Genomic DNA, 19,248 nt, shown 5'->3' on the forward strand with positions numbered 1-19,248 from the left:
GGGGCTTTCCTCCGGGCTTTTCCCTTCGGTCTTGCGTTTCCGACTCTATCAGACTCTTTCGTGTCCGATTCCCGGTCGAAGCGGGATCCTGCTTTCCGCTTTCCAGTTCTTCGCTTTCGCGTTTCCCTTTCCGGCGGTTCCAACCCTACCAGACTCTTTTCCGTTCCGTTTCCGGTCCGAATTTGAATTCCGGTGGCCTTGGAGGGGCCTTGCCTTTCGGCGTGTCCACTACATTAGCCGATTTCCTTGGCGACTCATAATCGAGCCGAAAGGGATTGAATTACGGCACGCCGAATTCGCACCCGCCAGGGTGATTCGTAGGTAGTGGTTGGCCGCTCAGGGATGCTCGGATTCGGTCCGATGGACCTCATCGACAGCAGCAACCGTCTCAAGCGGCTCGGGCCACATTAGGCGTCCCTCAAGGGCGAGTCAAGTTGCGCGGCGGCGTGGCACATGGGCCCGGTAGGGGCTCACCGTGGGGTCGCCGTCGATCCAGAAGCGCCAGGGATGTGTGGCGCCGTCGCCGCCCACTCCGGTGCGGGGGCCGTTGCGTACCTGGTCGCGTGGGGGCGGGGTGCCGTGCAGTACGGACAGTGGGCCGCCGGGATGGGCGATGGCGTCGGTGCCGTTCAGTGCTCGATCGACGTCGAGGGCGGTGGCCAGGCGGGCCGGGCCTTTGGCCAGTTCCTTGTCATTGCGGGCCGAGTTTCGACGTTCGCGGGTGAGTTCGGCGCCGACCTGGATGTCGCCGGCGCGGAGCAGGACCCCGCCGGCCCGGCCCTCGGGCCCGCACACCAGGTTGAGGCAGTGCCACATGCCGTAGGTGAAGTAGACGTACGCGTGGCCGGGTGGGCCGAACATGACGCTGTTGCGTGCGGTGCGGCCTCTGAAGGCGTGCGAGCCGGGGTCGATCTCACCGGCGTACGCCTCCACCTCGGTGAGGCGGAGCTCGATGGGTCCGTCCGGCGTGGCTCGCACCAGGGTCCGGCCCAGGAGGTCGGGTGCCACGTCCAGTACGGGGCGGTCGAAGAAGTCGCGTGTCAGCGGCGTACGGTCCAAGCCCTCGATCATGGCGGTCGAGGGTACCGGGAACCGACTACGGTCGTGGCGCGTATCTAGGGGTCAGGACCAAGGAGGAGTAAACATGGGCTTCAAGCGGCTGCTCGCGAGCATGGGTGCCGGTGGCGCTTCGGTGGAGACCGAGCTTTCCGAGCTCAACGTCGTACCGGGTGGGGTCGTCCAGGGTGAGGTGCGGATCCAGGGCGGTTCCGTGGATCAGCAGATCGAGGGACTCTCCGTGGGCCTGCAGGCCCGGGTCGAGGTCGAGGGTCAGGACACGGAGACCAAGCAGGACATCGAGTTCACCAAGCTGCGGCTCGGTGGCGCGTTCGAGGTGCGGGCCGGTGCCGTCCACGTCGTACCCTTCGGGCTCGAAATCCCGTGGGAGACGCCGATCACGATGTTCGCCGGTCAGCACCTGCACGGCATGAACATCGGCGTGACCACGGAGCTGGAGATCGCGCGGGCGCTGGACTCGGGCGACCTGGACCCGATCAATGTGCACCCGCTGCCGGCGCAGCAGGCCATCCTCGACGCCTTCGGCCGGCTCGGCTTCGGCTTCCGCAGCGCCGACATGGAGCGCGGTCACATTCGCGGTACGCGCCAGCGGCTGCCGTTCTACCAGGAGATCGAGTTCTTCCCGCCGCAGCAGTACCGCGGGCTGAACCAGGTGGAGCTCACGTTCGTCGCGGACGACCGCGAGATGGACGTCGTCCTGGAGATGGACAAGAAGCCGGGGCTCTTCAGCGAGGGCAGCGACTCCTACCGCGCGTTCAAGGTGGGGATGCACGACTTCCAGGGGACCGACTGGGCGGCGTACCTCAATCAGTGGCTGGCGCAGGTCGGCGGTCAGCGCAACTGGCTCTAGGGTCGGTGGGAGACCTGCTGACAGCAGTAGAGCGATCAGGAGAGGTGCTGACGTGACCGAGCCGAAGAGGGCGCCGCTGCCGCACGACTTCCATCCGGAGGTGCCGTCGTTCACGGTGGTGAGCGAGGATCTCGCTCCCGGTGCCGTGCTGGCGGACGCTCAGGTGTTCGCGGCCGGGAACACCTCGCCGCAGCTGCGGTGGGAGGGGTTCCCGGCGCAGACCAAGAGTTTCGCCGTGACCTGCTTCGACCCCGATGCCCCCACCGGCAGCGGGTTCTGGCACTGGGTGCTCTTCGACATCCCGGCGACGGTCACGGAGCTGCCGGCCGGCGCGGGCAGCGGGAGGTTCGAAGGGCTGCCCGCCGGCGCCGTCCAGGTCCGTAACGACTACGGCTCGAAGGAGTTCGGCGGTGCCGCTCCGCCGGCCGGGGAGAACCACCGCTACGTGTTCACGGTGTACGCGGTGGACACCGAGAAGCTGGGTGTCGACAGTGATGCGTCGCCCGCGGTCGTCGGTTTCAATCTGCGGTTCCACACGCTGGGCCGTGCTCAGCTGATCGGCGAGTACACCGGTCCCGCGTAGTACCCGGTGAGCCGAGAGTTCCCCTGCTGTTTGCCCTGCCCTGGTCCTGGAGAGATCAGGGCAGGGCATTTTTATTGCGTTGTCCATCACGGCTCGCCCGGCCAGAGTTGATCCGGGCCTGCCAGGGGGCGGCCGGCACACGGGAGGTGGGCGAGATGCGGGACACGCTGGTACTGAATGCGAGCTTCGAGCCGCTGTCGACGGTGACGCTGAATCGTGCGGTGGTGCTGATTCTGCAGGACAAGGCCGTCGTCGAGCAGTCGCATCCCGATCTCCGCATGCGTGGCGCCGCCGTGGACATTCCGGTGCCCCGGGTGATCAGGCTCTGCCGGTACGTACGGGTGCCGTTCCGAAGACATGCCCCCTGGTCCCGGAGGGGTGTGCTGATACGGGACCAGCACCGGTGCGCGTACTGCGGGCGGCGGGCGAGCACCGTCGACCACGTGGTGCCGCGCGCCCAGGGGGGTCAGGACACCTGGCTCAACACGGTGGCGTCCTGTGCCGAGGACAATCACCGCAAGGCGGCCCGGACGCCGGAGCAGGCGGGGATGCCGCTGCTGCGCCAGCCCTTCGTACCGTCTCCCGCGCAGGCGATGCTGCTGGCGATGGGGTCCGGCGACCGGTCGGCGCTGCCGGAGTGGCTGGAGACCACCGCGGCGTAGCCGGCGTACGCATTTCGTCGTGGTGAAGCCCGTCTCCGTGGGGAGGCGGGCTTCGCCGTGTCAGCGGAGCAGCAGCTGGACGATGGCGGCCGTGCCGACCGCGACGATGAGGACGCGCAACACGGTGGGGCTGAGGCGGCGGCCGACCTTGGCGCCGATCTGGCCGCCGAGGGCGGAGCCGACCGCGATCAGTACGACGGCCGTCCAGTCGAAGTCGGCGACGAAGAGGAAGAAGAGCGCGGCGATGCTGTTGACGACGGCGGCCAGGACGTTCTTGACGGCGTTGAGACGCTGCATGGTGTCGTCGAGCAGCATGCCCATCAGGGAGAGGTAGATGATCCCCTGGGCGGCGGTGAAGTAGCCGCCGTAGACGCTGGCGAGCATCAGGCCGACGAACAGCAGCGGTCCGCCGTCGGGGCGGGCGGGGGTGCCACTGTGCTCGCGTCGGCGCTGGACCGCTTTGCTGATGCGTGGTTGCAGGATGACCAGGACGAGGGCCATGGCCACCAGGATCGGCACGATGGTCTCGAAGGCCGTCGAGGGCAGGGCGAGCAGGAGGGTGGCGCCGGTGAGGCCGCCCATGAGAGCGCCGACGGCGAGCTTGAGTACGCGGCTGCGCTGTCCCTTGAGTTCTTCGCGGTAGCCGATGGCGCCGCTGACGGAACCGGGTATCAGGCCGAGGGCGTTGGAGACGGTGGCCGTGACCGGTGGAAGGCCGGTGGCGAGCAGCACGGGGAAGGTGATCAGCGTTCCCGAGCCGACGATCGTGTTGATCGTTCCTGCGCTGATGCCCGCGACGAAGACGGCGAGCATCTCCCAGATGTTCATTGCGTACCCCCCGTGCATGATCGGTGCTTGGTGCATTGATCATGCACGGGGCGTGTACGCGTCAGTCGACCGGGGGCTGTTCCCGGCGTTCCTTGCTCGTGTCGAAACCGGGGAGGCCGTTGCCGAGGTTGCCGAAGGCGCCGCTGAGGCCCTTGAGGGCGTCGCCGATCTCGCTGGGCACGATCCAGAGCTTGTTGGCGTCGCCCTCGGCGATCTTCGGGAGCATCTGGAGGTACTGGTACGAGAGGAGCTTCTGGTCCGGGTCGCCGGCGTGGATCGACTCGAAGACCGTACGGATCGCCTGGGCCTCGCCCTCGGCGCGCAGGGCCGATGCCCTGGCCTCACCCTCGGCGCGCAGGATCGCGGACTGCTTCTCGCCCTCCGCGGTGAGGATCGCGGACTGGCGTGTTCCTTCGGCCTGGAGGATCGCGGCGCGCTTGTCACGGTCGGCGCGCATCTGCTTCTCCATCGAGTCCTGGATGGAGGTGGGCGGCTCGATCGCCTTGAGCTCGACGCGGTTGACGCGGATGCCCCACTTGCCGGTGGCCTCGTCGAGGACGCCGCGCAGGGCCGCGTTGATGTCCTCGCGGGAGGTCAGGGTCCGCTCCAGGTCCATGCCACCGATGATGTTGCGGAGGGTGGTGACGGTGAGCTGCTCGATCGCCTGGATGTAGCTGGCGACTTCGTAGGTCGCGGCCCGCGCGTCGGTCACCTGGTAGTAGATGACGGTGTCGATGTTGACGACCAGGTTGTCCTGGGTGATCACCGGCTGGGGCGGGAACGGCACGACCTGTTCACGGAGGTCGATGCGGTTGCGGATGGAGTCGATGAATGGAACGACGATGTTCAGGCCTGCGTTGAGCGTGCGGGTGTAACGGCCGAAGCGCTCCACGATGGCGGCGCTGGCCTGCGGGATGACCTGGATCGTCTTGATCAGGGCGATGAAGACGAGCACCACCAGAATGATCAGAACGATGATGATCGGTTGCATCGTGTTCCTCGTTGCCCTTCGGTTGCCGACGGATCGCGATGATCGAGGTCGAGTTCGCGGGAGGGGCCGGAAGCTGTGCCGGCCCCGATCTCATGATGATCGACTTCGAGTCTGACAGAACTCGCTCTGCCTTGTGGGTGGTTCGGTCACATGACGACTGCCGTTGCTCCGTCGATGTCGACGACATCGACCTGTTGGCCGGGATCGAAGCTCTGGCCCTCGTCGAGTGCGCGGGCGGACCAGATCTCGCCGGCCAGCTTGATCCGGCCGCCGCTGCTGTCGACCCGCTCCAGGACGACTGCCTGACGGCCTTTCAGCGCATCGATGCCGGTGGCGAGTTGGGGCCTGTCGGTACGGTGTCTGGCGGCGATCGGACGGACCACCGCGATGAGTGCCACGGAGACCACGACGAACACCAGCACCTGGGCCACGATGCCGCCGCCTAGTGCCGCGACGACAGCCGCCGCGACCGCACCGACGGCGAACATGCCGAACTCGGGCATCGCAGTCATGACGAGTGGGATGCCCAGTCCCACCGCGCCGATCAGCCACCACACCCACGCATCGATGTCCACGGGGTCATGGTAGAACCGCGAACGCCCTCGCGGACAGGGCGCAAGCCGGCCGCTGCGCCCATTGCGGCCGGGAGTCCGCTTCGGTGGCGGTTACGAGAGCGGCAGTCCGTGGGCCGTGTAGCGGTCGCCGGTGTGCTCGACGACGAGCGGCAGTCCGAAGCAGAGGGAGAGGTTGCGGGAGCTGAGTTCGGTCTCCATGGGGCCCGCGGCGAGCACCTTGCCCTGGCGGATCATCAGGACGTGGGTGAACCCGGGGGCGATCTCCTCGACATGGTGGGTGACCATGATCATGGAAGGGGCGTACGGATCGCGGGCCAGCCGGCCGAGGCGGCGCACCAGGTCCTCGCGGCCGCCGAGGTCGAGTCCCGCCGCCGGCTCGTCGAGGAGCAGCAGTTCGGGGTCGGTCATCATGGCGCGGGCGATCAGGGTGCGCTTGCGCTCGCCCTCGGACAGGGTGCCGAACTTGCGGTCGAGGTACTCGGTCATGCCGAGCCGGTCGAGGAAGGCGCGGGCGCGCTCCTCGTCGACGGCCTCGTAGTTCTCGTGCCAGGTGGCGGTCATGCCGTACGCGGCGGTGAGCACCGTCTGCAGGACGGTCTGGCGCCGGGGCAGCTTCTCGGCCATGGCGACGCCCGCGATGCCGATGCGGGGGCGGAGCTCGAAGACATCGGTGCCGACGCCGCCGAGCTGCTCGCCGAGGACCTTGGCGGTACCGGTGCTTGGGAAGAGGTAGCTGGAGGCGATGTTGAGGAGGGTGGTCTTGCCGGCGCCGTTGGGGCCGAGGATGACCCAGCGCTCCCCCTCCTTGACCGACCAGGAGACGTCGTCCACCAGAGCGCGTCCGTCGCGGACCACGGATACGTCCACCAGCTCCAGTACATCGCTCATGGCGCGTTGTCTCCCCATGCAGTGTCGAGATCGTCGGTACCTGTGGGCACAGCTCCCAGGGAAATCTACGCCACCGCGCGAGTGCTCCCGGCGCTGGGCCCGAGTGACGACAGCCCCCGGGCCCGTTCCCTAGGGTGTTCCCATGCTTTCGGAACCACGCTCAGGACTGTTGGCCGCTTGGGGAAACGCACTTCTGGCGGGACTGGTGTCGCCGGACGAGGCGGCGCTCGCCATTGTCGGGGAGGACGCGGTGCACCGCGTCGAGGGACTGCCGGGCGAGGCGGGGCCGGTCGGGCTCACGCTGGCGCTCGGGCGGCTGCGGGGTCTGGGGGTGACGGGTTTCCGGGTGGCGCTGCCGGCGCCGGGCCATCCGCTGGGGCTGAGCGGTCCGCCGGATTTCAACGCGCGGGCGTTGGAGGCCGAGGAGGCGGTGGTGGCCTTCGGTGCGCCGTACGGGCTGGTTCCCGAGGTGCGTGAGGTGGGGCCGGCCGGGGATCTGCGCATCGAGGTGGTGTGGCGTTGTCTGGCGGTGCGGGAGGCGCCGCCGGCCGATGTGCCGTCGCTGGGCGAGGCGGAGCGGGAGCTCGCCGAGGCGTTGCGGGACGCCACGGCGGTGCTGTCGCGGTTGGACGTGGCCGGTTCGGGGCCGGTGGCCGATGCCGCGGTGGACGCCTACCGGGCGCGGGCGGAGCGGGGGCGCGAGGTGCTGGCTCCGGGGTATCCGCCGCGGGCGGTGCGGGTGCTGGAGCTGGCGCAACGGGTGGGGCTGCTGATCTCGGTGGCGTACGAGAACGGGCACGGCGGGGCGGTGAGCGCCTCGGAGATCGCGGCCCGGGGCGAGGCGCTGAGGCCGGTGGAGCGGGTGGCCCGGCGGGCGCAGGTCGCCGCGTACAACGCGTACGTGGAGGAGCGCGAGCGGGAGCGGTAGTTCTTTGGGCGGGCGGATGACGGGGGCCGCCGGACGGGCTCGATGCGCCCGTCCGGCGAGGTGTGACCGTGGAGCCGGCTACGTATGACCGTGCAGCCGGTCAGCCGGCCGCGGGGTCGGTCAGCCGGTGGCGGGGTCGGTCAGCCGTTCAGGCCGAGGTTGCCGAAGGCCGGATTGAGCAGGCCGATCACGTTGACCGTGTTGCCGACCACGTTGACCGGGACGTCCACCGGGACCTGGATCACGTTGCCGCTGACCACGCCCGGGGAGTGGGCCGCGACGCCGTCGGCGCCCGCGCCGTGTCCGGTGGCGGAGGCGGCGCCCGCGCCGGCGGCGATGATCCCACCGGCGATCATGGTGACGGCAGCGGCCTTCTTCAGGTTCTTCACTTCAGGATCCTCCTAGCGTGGCTGCGGCCGGCCGCCGCAGCACCCTGGAGAACGCCCCGGGGCCGAGCAGGTTGCGCCGTCCGGGTGACATACACCCGACAGTATGAATCTCAGCCCGGAGGAAGACGGTCCGCTTCGTCGCCGGTCAGCCCGCCGCCCCGTGTCGTACCGCCCACAGGGCCGCCTGGGTCCGGTCCGAGAGGTCCAGCTTCATCAGGATGTTCGAGACGTGTGTCTTGACGGTCTTCTCGGAGAGGACCAGCGCTCGCGCGATCTCGCGGTTGGAGCGGCCGTCGGCGATCAGGCCGAGCACCTCCCGCTCCCGTTCGGTGAGGGTGCTCCCCCGGCCCGTGCCGCTGCCTGAGTCCTCCTGGGCGAGCAGCGCCCCCGCGACCTCCGGCTGGAGCAGGACGTGGCCCGCGTACACCGAGCGGATCGCGCCGGCCAGGGCGTCGGGGTCGACGTCCTTGTACACGTAACCGAAGGCTCCGGCGCGCAGGGCGGGGACCACGGTGCGCTGCTCGGTGAAGCTGGTGACGATGAGGACCTTGGCCGGGTTCTCCAGCTCGCGCAGCCTGCGCAGCGCCTCGATGCCGTCGGTGCCGGGCATCTTGATGTCCATCAGGACGACATCGGGGCGGAGCTCCTCGGTCCTGGCCACCCCCTCGGCGCCGTCGGCCGCCTCGCCGACCACCTCTATGTCGTCCTGGATCTCCAGGAACGTACGCAGACCGCGGCGGACCACCTGATGGTCGTCGACCAGCAGCACCCTGATGATCTTGTCAGCCACCGGGTACCTCCATCTCGATCGTGGTGCCCTTGCCGGGCGCCGATTCAACGATGAGCCTTCCGCCGACGCCGTTCGCGCGGTCCCGCATCGACACCAGGCCCAGATGCCGGCCCGCCTGCCGGGTCGCCGCGGGCTCGAAGCCGCAGCCGTCGTCGGTGATCCGCAGCCGCGTGCCGCTGCCGTGCCGGGCCAGCGTGACCTCGACGTGCTCCGCCCCGGAGTGGCGCAGTGCGTTGTGCAGGGCTTCCTGGGAGACCCTCAGCAGCGCCTCCTCCTGGGCGGCGGGCAGGGCCCGTATGCCCAGGCTCCCGAAGGTGACCCGGGCGGTGTGGGCCCGGTCCAGGACCTGGATCTGGGTACGGAGGGTGGCGACGAGGCCATCCTCATCGAGCGCGGCGGGGCGCAGCTCGACGACGGCGGCGCGCAGTTCGTCCACGGCTTCCGCGGCGAGCGCGGCGACCTGCTGGAGCTCGCCCTTGGCGCGGGCCGGGTCGCGGTCCACCAGGGCGGCGGCGGCCTGGGCCGTCAGCCGCAGCGAGAAGAGCTTCTGGCTCACCGCGTCGTGCAGCTCGTGGGCGAGCCGGGAGCGCTCCTCGGCGATGGTGAGCTCGCGGCTGCGTTCGTAGAGCCGGGCGTTGGTGAGTGCGATGGCCGCGTGCTGGGCGAGGATCGACAGCAGTTCCTCGTCCTCGGCGGTGAAGCCGCAGCTGCCCTCGGGTTTGGGGCAGCGTTTGTTGGCGAGGAAGAGCGCGCCGATGGTCTCCTCGCCGTCCCTGATGGGCATGCCGAGGAAGTCGGACATGTCGGGGTGGGCAGCCGGCCAGCCCTCGAAGCGGGGGTCCTTGCGGACGTCGGCGAGGCGTTCGAGCTTCGCCTCGTGGAGCATCGACGCGAGGATGCCGTGCTGTCTGGGCAGCGGGCCGATGGCTTTCCACTGCTCGTCACTGACACCGTCGACGACGAACTGGGCGAAGCCGCCGTGGTCGTCGGGGACGCCCAGCGCGGCGTACTCGGCGTCCAGCAGCTCGCGGGCCGAGGCGACGATCTTCTTCAGGACGTCGCGCACTTCGAGATGCCGGCTCATGGCGAGCAGCGCGGCGCTCACGGCGGCGAGACCCGACGGTGGGCGATGGCTCATGGCCTCACCGTACCGGCGTGGTTCGAACGCCGTATCGGCCTGTGGACGGCCGCCGGTTAGGGCGCAGGGACTAGGTCCATGCGCCGACCGGGGCGCAGGGGACCGGGACCGGATCCGTCCGTCTGCCGGCGACAACGGCCCTGTACGGGCGACAACGGCCTCGTACACGGGAGCGGCCCTGTGTGCGGGAGCGACGGGAGCGGCCCCGTACACAAGGGTGGCGACCGCGTCAGGCACCCTCGACCGCCCCGGAATCTCACACTCCGAATTGCTTGAGCAACGGTTGGTGAGGTTGCCGTCCGCCCGGTGTGAGGCCGCGCATAGGACCCACGTCACTTACGAAGCCTGCTAGTGGACACATAAGCACCACATCAGTGGTTATGAGCGCGGGCCGACACGTTCGAGCGGGGCCCGGTCCACTAGCCGGGTTCGTACGTCACACCTTTGCCACCAGATTTTGCTGGCGCTAAGAATTGCACTCGTCCCCGACGGGGATGCGAGACCGCTTCCCGTCTTCGTCCTCCGTGAGGACTCCCGCGATACGAAGAGGTACGTCTGCATGTCCGCGTCCAGCACCCCCGGCCGTCGTCGTCGCCTGAACAAGACCCAGAAGCTCTCCGTCGCGGGAATCTCCGCCATGGCCGTCGCCGCGCTCTCGTTCTCGCTCGTCCCCGCCAACGCCGACCCCAAGCCCGAGGCCGAGACCCCCGTGTCCGCCGCCCCCGTGGTCCTCGCGTCGGCCGCCGGTACTCCGCAGGCCAAGGCCGTGCAGGCCAGCATCATCGAGCAGCACTCCACCGCCGAGAAGCTGGTGAAGGCGGCCGACCTCGCCAAGGCCAAGAAGGCCGCCGCCGCGAAGGCCGAGGCCGCCAAGGTCAAGGCCGCCGAGGCCGCCAAGGTCAAGGCCCGGGCCGAGGCAAAGGCCAAGGCCGCCGCCAAGGTGCGGGCGAAGGCCGTCGCCGCCGAGCGCACCGCGCCGCAGGCCGCCAGCCGCTCCGAGGCCCGTACCCCGGTGTACGCCAACAACCTGAACGGCTGGATCAACGAGGCCCTGGACATCATGCGGGCCAAGGGCATCCCCGGCTCGTACGACGGTCTGCACCGCAACATCATGCGCGAGTCGACCGGCAACCCGAACGCGGTCAACGGCTGGGACGTCAACGCCCAGAACGGCACCCCGTCCTGCGGCCTGCTCCAGGTCATCCAGCCGACGTTCAACGCGTACCACGTCGCGGGCACCTCGTCGAACATCTACGACCCGGTCGCCAACATCACGGCCGCGGCCAACTACGCGGCCGACAAGTACGGCTCGATCGACAACGTCAACAGCGCGTACTGACCGGCGGCGCGCATCGCCGGACGGCATCCGCACACGCCGAAGGGCGGCACCCCGCGCGGGGTGCCGCCCTTCGGCGGTCGTGTGCCGGGGCCCGCGCTACTTGCGCATGACCTCCGGCTCGTGGCGGCGCAGCAGTCGCGCGACCACGACGCCGCAGATGATGCCGAGCACCAGGAGTACCGAGATGTTGATCCCCCACTGGGCGGCCGAGTGCTCCCACAGCGGGTCGAGATCGGTCGGGCTCTTCGGGTCCCACGGCGCCATGAGGTGCGAGAGGTCGAGCGTGGTGCCCGCGCCGGCGATGGCCCAGCGGGACGGCATCAGCCAGGCGAACTGTTCCAGGCCGGGCGAGCCGAACACCTGGAAGAGGATGCCGGTGAAGACGACCTGGACGATCGCGAACATGACCAGCAGCGGCATGGTCTTCTCGGCGGTCTTCACCAGCGAGGAGATCACCAGGCCGAACATCATCGAGGTGAAGCCGAGCGCGATGATCGTCAGGCAGATCTCGACGGCCGGCGGCATGATCAGGCCCTCGGCCGGCAGCTCACGGGTGGCGAAGCCGATGCCGCAGATGATGACGCCCTGGATGGCGGTGATCACGCCGAGGACGATCACCTTGGACATCAGATAGGCGGAGCGGGACAGGCCGGTGGCCCGTTCCCGTTCGTAGATGACGCGTTCCTTGATCAGTTCTCGTACGGAGTTGGCCGCGCCGGAGAAGCACATGCCGACCGCGAGGATCAGCATGATCGTTCCGGCGGCGCTGTTGAACCGGGACGGCGGGTCCGGCGGGGCCAGGCCGAACTTGGCCGGGATGACCACACTGACGACGCCGAGCACGGCGGGCAGGATCACCATCAGGCCCATGAAACCCTTGTCGGACGCGATCACCGAGACGTAGCGGCGCATCAGCGTCCACAGCTGGGCCGACCAGCTCTGCGGCTTCGGCGGGCGCATCTGCTGCGGGGGCGGCATGTGTACGGACTGCGCGGCGACGGCGTCGATGTCCGCGGCGTACATCTGGTAGTGCTGCGATCCGCGCCAGCGGCCCGACCAGTCGTAGTCGCGGTAGTTCTCGAACGCGGAGAAGACATCGGCCCAGGTGGTGTAGCCGAAGAAGTTGAGCGCTTCCTCCGGCGGGCCGAAGTAGGCGACGGAACCGCCCGGCGCCATGACCAGCAGCTTGTCGCAGATCGCCAGCTCGGCGACGGAGTGCGTGACGACCAGGACGGTGCGGCCGTCGTCCGCCAGACCGCGCAGCAGCTGCATGACGTCGCGGTCCATGCCCGGGTCGAGGCCGGAGGTCGGCTCGTCCAGGAATATCAGCGACGGCTTGGTGAGCAGCTCCAGGGCGACGGAGACGCGCTTGCGCTGGCCGCCGGAGAGCGAGGTGACCTTCTTGTCCTTGTGGATGTCGAGCTTGAGCTCGGCGAGGACTTCGAGGATCCGGGCCTGGCGCTCGGCCTCGGTGGTGTCCGCGGGGAAGCGGAGCTTGGCTGCGTACTTGAGCGCCTTGGTGACGGTGAGTTCCTTGTGCAGGATGTCGTCCTGCGGGACCAGACCGATGCGCTGGCGCAGCTCGGCGAACTGCTTGTACAGGTTCCGGTTGTCGTAGAGGACGTCGCCCTGGTTGGCGGGCCGGTAGCCGGTGAGCGCCTTGAGCAGGGTGGACTTGCCGGAGCCGGACGGGCCGATGACCGCGACGAGCGACTTCTCCGGGACGCCGAAGGAGACGTCCTTGAGGATCTGCTTCCCGCCGTCGACCGTCACCGTGAGGTGGCGGGCGGAGAAGGAGACCTCACCGGTGTCGACGAACTCTTCTAGCCGGTCGCCGACCAGCCGGAAGGTCGAGTGACCGACGCCGACGATGTCGTTGGGGCCGATGAGCGCGGAGCCGGACTTGGAGAGCGGCTGACCGTTGACGTACGTGCCGTTGTGGGATCCGAGGTCACGGATCTCGAAGCGGCCGTCGGGGGTCGCGTGGAATTCGGCGTGGTGGCGCGAGACCTGGAGGTCGGAGACCACCAGTTCGTTCTCCAGCGCACGACCGATGCGCATGACGCGACCGAGGTCCAGCTGGTGGAACGTGGTCGGGCTGCGGTCTCCGTACACCGGCGGAGCCCCCGCGGCTCCGCCCGCGCCGGGCATCTGCGCCATGCCCTGCTGTTGCGGGACCCGCGGTTGTGCGGGCTGCTGCTGCGGCACTCCCTGGGGGGCCTGCTGCGGCCAGCCCTGCGGCTGGTGCGGAGCGGGTGCCTGCCCGGCGGGCCAGCCGGCGCCGCCCTGCTGGGGCTGCTGGACCGGTGCCTGCTGGGCACCCGCGCCCTGTCCGCTGTACGCGCCGGCACCCGCCGCGGCGGTGAGGCTCAGCCGCGGGCCGTCAGTGGCATTGCCCAGGTGCACGACCGAGCCGGGGCCGATCTCCAGCTGCTGGATCCGGTTGCCCTGCGTATAGGTTCCGTTGGTGCTGCCGTGGTCCTCGATGAACCAATTCCGGCCCCCCCAGCTGATCGTGGCGTGCCGCCACGACACTCTGGCGTCGTCGATCGTCAGGTCGCCCTGCGGATCGCGACCCAAGGTGTACGACCTGGACGGATCGAGCGTCCAGGTCCTGCCATTCAATTCCAGTACGAGTTCCGGCACTCCGCGCCCCACTAGTTGTCCCCCGAGTTACCCCCATCACAGGGAGTCTAGGGATGCTGAACATCGTGGGGAACTATTCCAGGAGCAGTCCCCGATACGAAAGTCGAGCGGGCTGAAGACCCGGCCTGGACCTGCATCGTTACGGTGCCGACACGAACTGCGGAAGCGGCGCGCGGCCAAAGGGAGCAGGGCGCGGCAAGCGACCCGAGTACGTACGAATCGCCAGCTACCGGAACATTCCGGCCACTCCGCGCCGGCGTTCTCCCGGGCCCGCCGGACACCGGCCGGATCCGGACGCGCGCGGTCCGTCACCACGCGCGGGTGCCGGGCGGGGGTGCGTGTCCGACGCGCTGTCCGGTCCTCGGGACGGACCTCCGGAGCGCCGGGGCGGACCGATACGGTGGAAGCACCATGAGCGCATCTCAGCCACCTCGGTCCTCCTCGTCTCCTGAGTCCCCTGAGTCCCGTACCGAGCCCCCCGAGTCCTCTCGGGGCGCCGGCACCCCCACCCTTCTCGTGAAGATCTTCGGGAAGGACCGCCCCGGTATCACCGCCGGGCTCTTCGACACCCTCGCCGCCTACTCGGTCGACGTCGTCGACATCGAGCAGGTCGTCACCCGTGGCCGCATCGTCCTGTGCGCACTGGTCACCGCCCCGACCGCGGGCGGCACCACCGAGGGCGATCTGCGGGCGACCGTGCACAGCTGGGCCGATTCGCTGAAGCTCCAGGCCGAGATCATCTCCGGTACCGGTGACAACCGGCCGCGTGGTGACGGGCGTTCCCATGTGACGGTGCTCGGGCACCCGCTGACCGCGGAGTCGACCGCTGCCATAGCGGCCACGATCACCTCCACCGGCGGCAACATCGACCGCGTCTTCCGGCTCGCGAAGTACCCGGTCACGGCAGTCGAGTTCGCGGTCTCCGGCACCGCGACCGAGGAGCTGCGCACCGCGCTGGCGACGGAGTCCGCCGGCATCGGCGTCGATGTCGCGGTGGTGTCGGCCGGACTGAGCCGCCGGGCCCAGCGCCTGGTCGTCATGGACGTCGACTCGACGCTCATCCAGGACGAGGTCATCGAGCTCTTCGCCGCCCACGCGGGCTGCGAGGACAAGGTCGCCGAGGTGACCGAGCAGGCGATGCGCGGCGAGCTCGACTTCGAGCAGTCGCTGCACGCGCGGGTGGCACTGCTGGCCGGGCTCGACGTGTCGGTGGTGGACAAGGTGCGCGCCGAGGTGCGGCTGACGCCGGGCGCGCGCACCCTGATCCGTACGCTGAAGCGGCTCGGCTACCAAGTCGGTGTGGTCTCGGGCGGGTTCACCCAGGTCACCGACGATCTGAAGGAACGGCTCGGGCTCGACTTCGCCTCTGCCAACACGCTGGAAGTGGTCGACGGGAAGCTCACCGGCCGGGTCGTCGGCGACATCGTCGACCGGGCCGGCAAGGCCCGGCTGCTGCGCAGCTTCGCCGAGCAGGCCGGGGTGCCGCTGGCGCAGACCGTCGCGATCGGTGACGGTGCCAACGACCTGGACATGCTGAACACCGCCGGGCTCGGCGTGGCCTTCAACGCCAAGCCGGTGGTCCGCGAGGCCGCGCACACCGCGGTGAACGTGCCGTTCCTGGACACCGTGCTGTATCTGCTCGGCATCACCCGCGAGGAGGTCGAGGCCGCCGACGGCCTCGTCGACTGACGCGTTCACACAGGTACGACGCAGGGCCCTGGTGCTCCCGCGCCGGGGCCCTGCGTCGTACGGGAACGACGTCAGTCGTTGGGCGTCCAGTACTCGACCAGCTTGCCCACTCCGTGCTCCACGCCCTTCCAGGAGCCGGTGAACTCGACGACGGCGAACGCGGCGGTGGGGAAGCCGCCGCGGGTCATCCGGGCCAGGGCGTCGCCCCCGGACGACTCCGAGAGGGCGTCGGCGACCGCGTGCATACCGGGGTTGTGGCCGATGACCAGGAGGTTGTGCACATCGTCGGGGGTCTCGTTGATCAGCGCAATCAGCTCACCGAGGGACGCCTCGTACAGCCGGTCCTCGTACACGGTCCTGGGGCGCTGTGGCATCTCGTGGACGGCCAGCTTCCACGTCTCGCGGGTCCGGGCCGCGGTGGAGCAGAGGGCCAGATCGATGGCGATCCCGGAGTCGACGAGTTTGCGGCCCGCGACGGGGGCATCCTTGCGGCCGCGCTCCGCGAGCGGTCGCTCGTGGTCGGAGTCCTGCGACCATTCCGCCTTTGCATGCCTGAGAAGGACGATCCTGCGAGGTGTATCGACGCTCATACACCTCAGCTTCGCATGAAATGTGCCGCCCGGCGCAGGGTGTTGACGGGCTTCCGCGGGGTGCGCGGACGACGTCAGCCGGTCACCAGGGCCATGATTCGCGTGAGCAACCGGCTGATCGCCGGGTCGGTGGCCGCGGCCTGCGCCTCGCCGGATCCCACGATCAGCAGCAGGAGCGCGGCGAACGCGATCGCGGGCAGCGCGATGGCCCACCACGGCAGCCGGACCTCGACGCTGCCGGTGGCCGGGTGGGTGGTCGGGGTGTGTGTTCGGGCCGGCATGTCCGCCTCCGCGGGTCTTCGGTGCTGATACCGCAAACCTACGGATCCGGGGCGGCCGGCCCCATCCGGCGAGCCACCCACTTCACCCTGACCCTGGCCCCCTAGGGGACACGGGGGCCAGCCCCACCATCGGCGGCCGTACGGCTCCGAGGTCGCGTATGCCTCAGGGGGTGCGTACGGCTCCGAGGGCACGACGCCTCAGGGGCCCGGCGCACCGGTCATGACGGACTCGGCAGGGGACGCATACGGCTCAGGGGGACGCGATCGAGGCGATCACCGCGACGATCACGGTGATCAGCAGCATCGCGCCGAGCACCATGAGGAGCTTCTTCTGACCGTTCTGGGGATTCGGGTCGAGCACAGGAGACATGGGGTCAGTCTCGCACTTCAGCATTCGTCCTCGATGGTCCGGTCCCGCCCGGCGAGGATTCCGAACGCCATCTGCGGCACCATGAGGCCCGCCATCAGCGCGATCGGCAGCTCCCAGCCGCCGCTGTGCTGGTAGAGCACACCGATCAGCAGCGGTCCCGGGATCGAGATCAGATAGCCGACGGACTGCGCGAACGCGGACAGCCGGACCACTCCGGCGCCGCTGCGGGACCGCATGCCGATCATGGTCAGGGCGAGCGGGAAGGAGCAGTTCGAGATGCCCAGCAGCAGCGCCCAGGCCCAGGCGCCGCCGGCCGGTGCGAGGTAGAGGCCCGCGTAGCCGAGGAGGCCGCAGCTGCCGAGGAAGACGACGATCGCGCCCTGGTTCTTCATCCGGGTCGCGACCCGCGGGATGACGAAGGCGAGCGGCACGCCCATCGCCATGGTCACGGCGAGCAGCACACCCGCCGTACCGGCCGAGACCCCGGCGTCGCGGAAGATCTGCGGCATCCATCCCATGGTGATGTACGCGGCGGTGGCCTGCAGCCCGAAGAAGCAGGCGAGGGCCCAGGCGGTACGGCTGCGGGTGATCCGCAGGGCGGGGGCGTCCGGCTGCTGTGCGGCCGGCTTCCCCGGGGCGCCGCTGCGGTCCCGTACCAGCGGGATCCAGGGCAGGATCGCGGCGGCGGCGAGCACGGCCCAGACCCCGAGCCCGAGCCGCCAGCTGCCGCCCATCGCACTGGTCATGGGCACGGTCACGGCGGCGGCCAGCGAGGTGCCGAGGGCCAGGGCCATCGAGTAGAGACCGGTCATGGAGCCGACCCGGTCCGGGAACCAGCGCTTGACGATCACCGGCATCAGGACGTTGCTGACGGCGATGCCCATGAGGGCGAGGGCGCTCGCGGCGAGGAAGCCGGCCGTCCCGCCGACGAGCGGCCGGATCACCAGACCGGCGGTGATGGCGGTCATGCCGGCGCAGACGACCGCGCCCGCGCCGAAGCGGCGGGCGAGGCGCGGTGCCATGATGCCGAAGACCGCGAAGCAGAGCGGCGGTACGGAGGTCAGGACACCGGCGACACTGCCGCTCATGTGGAGCCCGTCGCGCACCTCTTCGAGGAGGGCGCCGAGGCTGGTGATGGCGGGGCGGAGGTTGAGCGCGGTGAGGACCAGCCCGACAACGACCAGCCGGAGCAGCCAGGGGGAGGCCCCGTCGGCGGCCGGTGCCGTCCGGGGGGCCCGCGGGGTCTGCACGGCCGCGGATTTCGTGGGGTCGTCCACCGTGGTGGCGGGGGTCAGGGTCCGGGTCTGGGGCCGGCTCTCGTCGTCGGGCATGAGGCCCATCATAGAATCATGGGATGATTGATTGTCCAATCAGGCGGGAGCCGCTCTGAGACGATTCGCTCCGGGCACCGCAACCGCAGCGACTCCCGCCCCCTCACCCCACCTCGTCACCCCCAGCAATTCGACCAAGGAGCACCATGACGCTGACGTCTCCGCGGCGTTCGGCCCTCGCCGACCAGGTGATCGCCCAGTTGAGGAACCAGATCACCTCGGGCGAGTGGCCCGTGGGTTCGCGCATCCCCACCGAGCCCGAGCTGGTGGAGCAGCTGGGGGTGGCCCGCAACACCGTGCGCGAGGCCGTGCGCGCCCTCGCGCACAACGGCCTGCTCGACATCCGGCAGGGTTCGGGCACCTATGTCGTGGCCACCAGCGAGCTGGCCGGGGTGATGCACCGCCGTTTCGCCTCCGCCGATCCGCGCCATGTCGCCGAGCTGCGCTCCACCCTGGAGTCCTCGGCGGCGAGACTGGCGGCCGCCCGGCGTACCGAGCGGGATCTGAAGCAGCTGGACGCGCTGATGGCGCGCCGGGAGGAGACCTGGGCCGAGGGTGACGCCGAGGCGTTCGTCGCGGCGGACGCGACGCTGCATCTGGCCGTGGTCGCCGCCTCGCACAACGACGTGCTGACCGGTCTCTACGCCGACCTGGGCGATCTGCTGCGCGACTATCTCCGCGGCGACATCGGTCGCGAGCTGCGGCCGGAGAACCACATGGACCACGGCAGGCTGGTCGAGGCGATCCGGGCGGGGGACGGGGAGACGGCGGCGGCCGAGGCCGCGAGCCATGCGTTGAGCTGTTCGGTGGACCGGGTATAGGGCGTATCCGGCCGCTGCGAGGTCTCAGGCCGTCGACGGGGCCCGCACCCGGTGCGTGACCCAGACGGCGCCGACTTCCTTCCAGCAGCGGTCGTCGATCCGTACGGTCCGGCCGGGGCCCACCTCGACCGGGGCGGTGTCGGCGTCTATGTCCCACCAGCGGCGGCACTCGGTGTGCAGCTGTACGCGGTCGGTGGAGGGGTACGGGTTGTGGCAGTACGCGACGACCCGGGAGCCCCGGACCGTCGTACGGCATTCGGCTCCGGCGGGGTCGGGAGTGGGAGCGGCGGGGGTGGATGCCCCGGCTCCCATCCGCCCCGCCACGGATATCCCCACCGGGGCGGCGAGTCCGGCGACGGCTATGGAGGCCGCCAGCAGGGCGCAGGTCCGGCGGCGTGTGGCGCGCACGGCGGCCTCCTCCCCGTAGCCTGACCCGAAGTCCGGTTCACCACATTCTGCGGTGGATCGACCGTCTTTTCGAC

21 protein-coding genes are annotated in these 19,248 nt (G+C 69.7%); 7 read left to right on the forward strand and 14 right to left on the reverse strand.

Annotation, left to right across the window (positions count from 1 at the left end; genetic code table 11):
• Positions 1 to 429: 429 nt before the first annotated feature.
• Complete coding sequence (locus ABZ622_RS04465) at positions 430 to 1,071, reverse strand: DNA-3-methyladenine glycosylase (protein ID WP_360540301.1); 642 nt, start codon at positions 1,069 to 1,071, stop codon at positions 430 to 432.
• 73 nt (positions 1,072 to 1,144) lie between these two features.
• On the opposite strand from ABZ622_RS04465, the gene ABZ622_RS04470 reads away from it, so the two are divergent.
• From ABZ622_RS04470 to ABZ622_RS04480, 3 genes are all read left to right on the forward strand, one after another.
• Positions 1,145 to 1,927 (forward strand): sporulation protein, encoded by a 783-nt coding sequence (locus tag ABZ622_RS04470; protein WP_360540303.1) that lies wholly within the window; start codon positions 1,145 to 1,147, stop codon positions 1,925 to 1,927.
• 52 nt (positions 1,928 to 1,979) lie between these two features.
• On the forward strand, positions 1,980 to 2,510 hold the full coding sequence (locus ABZ622_RS04475; RefSeq protein WP_360540305.1) for a YbhB/YbcL family Raf kinase inhibitor-like protein: 531 nt from the start codon (positions 1,980 to 1,982) through the stop codon (positions 2,508 to 2,510).
• A 155-nt stretch (positions 2,511 to 2,665) separates the two neighbouring features.
• The gene (locus tag ABZ622_RS04480) at positions 2,666 to 3,172 is read left to right on the forward strand and encodes an HNH endonuclease (RefSeq protein WP_360540307.1); all 507 of its coding nucleotides are present in this window, start codon (positions 2,666 to 2,668) and stop codon (positions 3,170 to 3,172) included.
• Between the two features lie 60 nt (positions 3,173 to 3,232).
• On the opposite strand, the gene ABZ622_RS04485 is transcribed toward ABZ622_RS04480, so the two are convergent.
• The 4 genes from ABZ622_RS04485 to ABZ622_RS04500 form a co-directional block, all read right to left on the reverse strand.
• Positions 3,233 to 4,000: a sulfite exporter TauE/SafE family protein gene (locus tag ABZ622_RS04485; RefSeq protein ID WP_360540309.1), complete on the reverse strand. Its 768-nt coding sequence runs from the start codon at positions 3,998 to 4,000 to the stop codon at positions 3,233 to 3,235.
• Positions 4,001 to 4,061: 61 nt separating this feature from the next.
• The gene (locus ABZ622_RS04490; protein WP_360540311.1) at positions 4,062 to 4,991 is read right to left on the reverse strand and encodes an SPFH domain-containing protein; all 930 of its coding nucleotides are present in this window, start codon (positions 4,989 to 4,991) and stop codon (positions 4,062 to 4,064) included.
• 146 nt (positions 4,992 to 5,137) lie between these two features.
• The gene (locus ABZ622_RS04495) at positions 5,138 to 5,566 is read right to left on the reverse strand and encodes an NfeD family protein (RefSeq protein WP_266421208.1); all 429 of its coding nucleotides are present in this window, start codon (positions 5,564 to 5,566) and stop codon (positions 5,138 to 5,140) included.
• Between the two features lie 90 nt (positions 5,567 to 5,656).
• Positions 5,657 to 6,454: an ABC transporter ATP-binding protein gene (locus tag ABZ622_RS04500; protein ID WP_124718429.1), complete on the reverse strand. Its 798-nt coding sequence runs from the start codon at positions 6,452 to 6,454 to the stop codon at positions 5,657 to 5,659.
• A gap of 142 nt (positions 6,455 to 6,596) precedes the next feature.
• On the opposite strand from ABZ622_RS04500, the gene ABZ622_RS04505 reads away from it, so the two are divergent.
• Positions 6,597 to 7,382, forward strand: a complete 786-nt coding sequence (locus ABZ622_RS04505; RefSeq protein WP_266691635.1) for a hypothetical protein — start codon at positions 6,597 to 6,599, stop codon at positions 7,380 to 7,382.
• Positions 7,383 to 7,522: 140 nt separating this feature from the next.
• On the opposite strand, the gene ABZ622_RS04510 is transcribed toward ABZ622_RS04505, so the two are convergent.
• The 3 genes from ABZ622_RS04510 to ABZ622_RS04520 all read right to left on the reverse strand — a co-directional run bounded on the left by ABZ622_RS04510 (position 7,523) and on the right by ABZ622_RS04520 (position 9,699).
• Positions 7,523 to 7,771, reverse strand: coding sequence for a chaplin (locus ABZ622_RS04510; protein ID WP_124718427.1), 249 nt, complete (start codon positions 7,769 to 7,771; stop codon positions 7,523 to 7,525).
• Between the two features lie 145 nt (positions 7,772 to 7,916).
• Entirely contained in the window at positions 7,917 to 8,561 is a 645-nt protein-coding gene (locus tag ABZ622_RS04515; RefSeq protein ID WP_360540315.1) for a response regulator transcription factor, read from the reverse strand.
• Positions 8,554 to 9,699 carry a GAF domain-containing sensor histidine kinase gene (locus ABZ622_RS04520; protein WP_360540317.1) on the reverse strand — a complete coding sequence of 382 codons (1,146 nt, stop codon included), beginning with the start codon at positions 9,697 to 9,699 and terminating at the stop codon, positions 8,554 to 8,556. The genes ABZ622_RS04515 and ABZ622_RS04520 overlap by 8 nt, the downstream gene beginning before the upstream one ends.
• Before the next feature lie 559 nt (positions 9,700 to 10,258).
• Here ABZ622_RS04520 and ABZ622_RS04525 point away from each other — a divergent pair.
• On the forward strand, positions 10,259 to 11,038 hold the full coding sequence (locus tag ABZ622_RS04525) for a transglycosylase SLT domain-containing protein (RefSeq protein ID WP_360540319.1): 780 nt from the start codon (positions 10,259 to 10,261) through the stop codon (positions 11,036 to 11,038).
• A gap of 96 nt (positions 11,039 to 11,134) precedes the next feature.
• On the opposite strand, the gene ABZ622_RS04530 is transcribed toward ABZ622_RS04525, so the two are convergent.
• Entirely contained in the window at positions 11,135 to 13,696 is a 2,562-nt protein-coding gene (locus ABZ622_RS04530) for an FHA domain-containing protein (protein ID WP_360540321.1), read from the reverse strand.
• Between the two features lie 399 nt (positions 13,697 to 14,095).
• Here ABZ622_RS04530 and serB point away from each other — a divergent pair, with 399 nt between their 5' ends.
• Positions 14,096 to 15,373, forward strand: a complete 1,278-nt coding sequence (serB, locus tag ABZ622_RS04535; RefSeq protein ID WP_360540323.1) for a phosphoserine phosphatase SerB — start codon at positions 14,096 to 14,098, stop codon at positions 15,371 to 15,373.
• Between the two features lie 71 nt (positions 15,374 to 15,444).
• Here serB and ABZ622_RS04540 read toward each other — a convergent pair whose 3' ends face one another.
• From ABZ622_RS04540 to ABZ622_RS04555, 4 genes are all read right to left on the reverse strand, one after another.
• Positions 15,445 to 15,963 (reverse strand): histidine phosphatase family protein, encoded by a 519-nt coding sequence (locus ABZ622_RS04540; protein ID WP_360540325.1) that lies wholly within the window; start codon positions 15,961 to 15,963, stop codon positions 15,445 to 15,447.
• A 74-nt stretch (positions 15,964 to 16,037) separates the two neighbouring features.
• On the reverse strand, positions 16,038 to 16,244 hold the full coding sequence (locus ABZ622_RS04545) for a hypothetical protein (protein ID WP_360540327.1): 207 nt from the start codon (positions 16,242 to 16,244) through the stop codon (positions 16,038 to 16,040).
• A 250-nt stretch (positions 16,245 to 16,494) separates the two neighbouring features.
• Positions 16,495 to 16,605: an SGM_5486 family transporter-associated protein gene (locus ABZ622_RS04550; protein WP_259931089.1), complete on the reverse strand. Its 111-nt coding sequence runs from the start codon at positions 16,603 to 16,605 to the stop codon at positions 16,495 to 16,497.
• Between the two features lie 26 nt (positions 16,606 to 16,631).
• Positions 16,632 to 17,945 (reverse strand): MFS transporter, encoded by a 1,314-nt coding sequence (locus ABZ622_RS04555; protein ID WP_360540329.1) that lies wholly within the window; start codon positions 17,943 to 17,945, stop codon positions 16,632 to 16,634.
• Positions 17,946 to 18,091: 146 nt separating this feature from the next.
• On the opposite strand from ABZ622_RS04555, the gene ABZ622_RS04560 reads away from it, so the two are divergent.
• Positions 18,092 to 18,766 (forward strand): FadR/GntR family transcriptional regulator, encoded by a 675-nt coding sequence (locus ABZ622_RS04560; RefSeq protein ID WP_360540331.1) that lies wholly within the window; start codon positions 18,092 to 18,094, stop codon positions 18,764 to 18,766.
• A gap of 24 nt (positions 18,767 to 18,790) precedes the next feature.
• Here the strand turns inward: ABZ622_RS04560 and ABZ622_RS04565 are convergent, their stop codons facing one another.
• Positions 18,791 to 19,174: a hypothetical protein gene (locus ABZ622_RS04565; protein WP_360540333.1), complete on the reverse strand. Its 384-nt coding sequence runs from the start codon at positions 19,172 to 19,174 to the stop codon at positions 18,791 to 18,793.
• Between the last annotated feature and the right edge of the window lie 74 nt (positions 19,175 to 19,248).

This window comes from Streptomyces sp. NPDC007164, from assembly GCF_040634135.1.
Taxonomy (GTDB): domain Bacteria; phylum Actinomycetota; class Actinomycetes; order Streptomycetales; family Streptomycetaceae; genus Streptomyces; species Streptomyces sanglieri.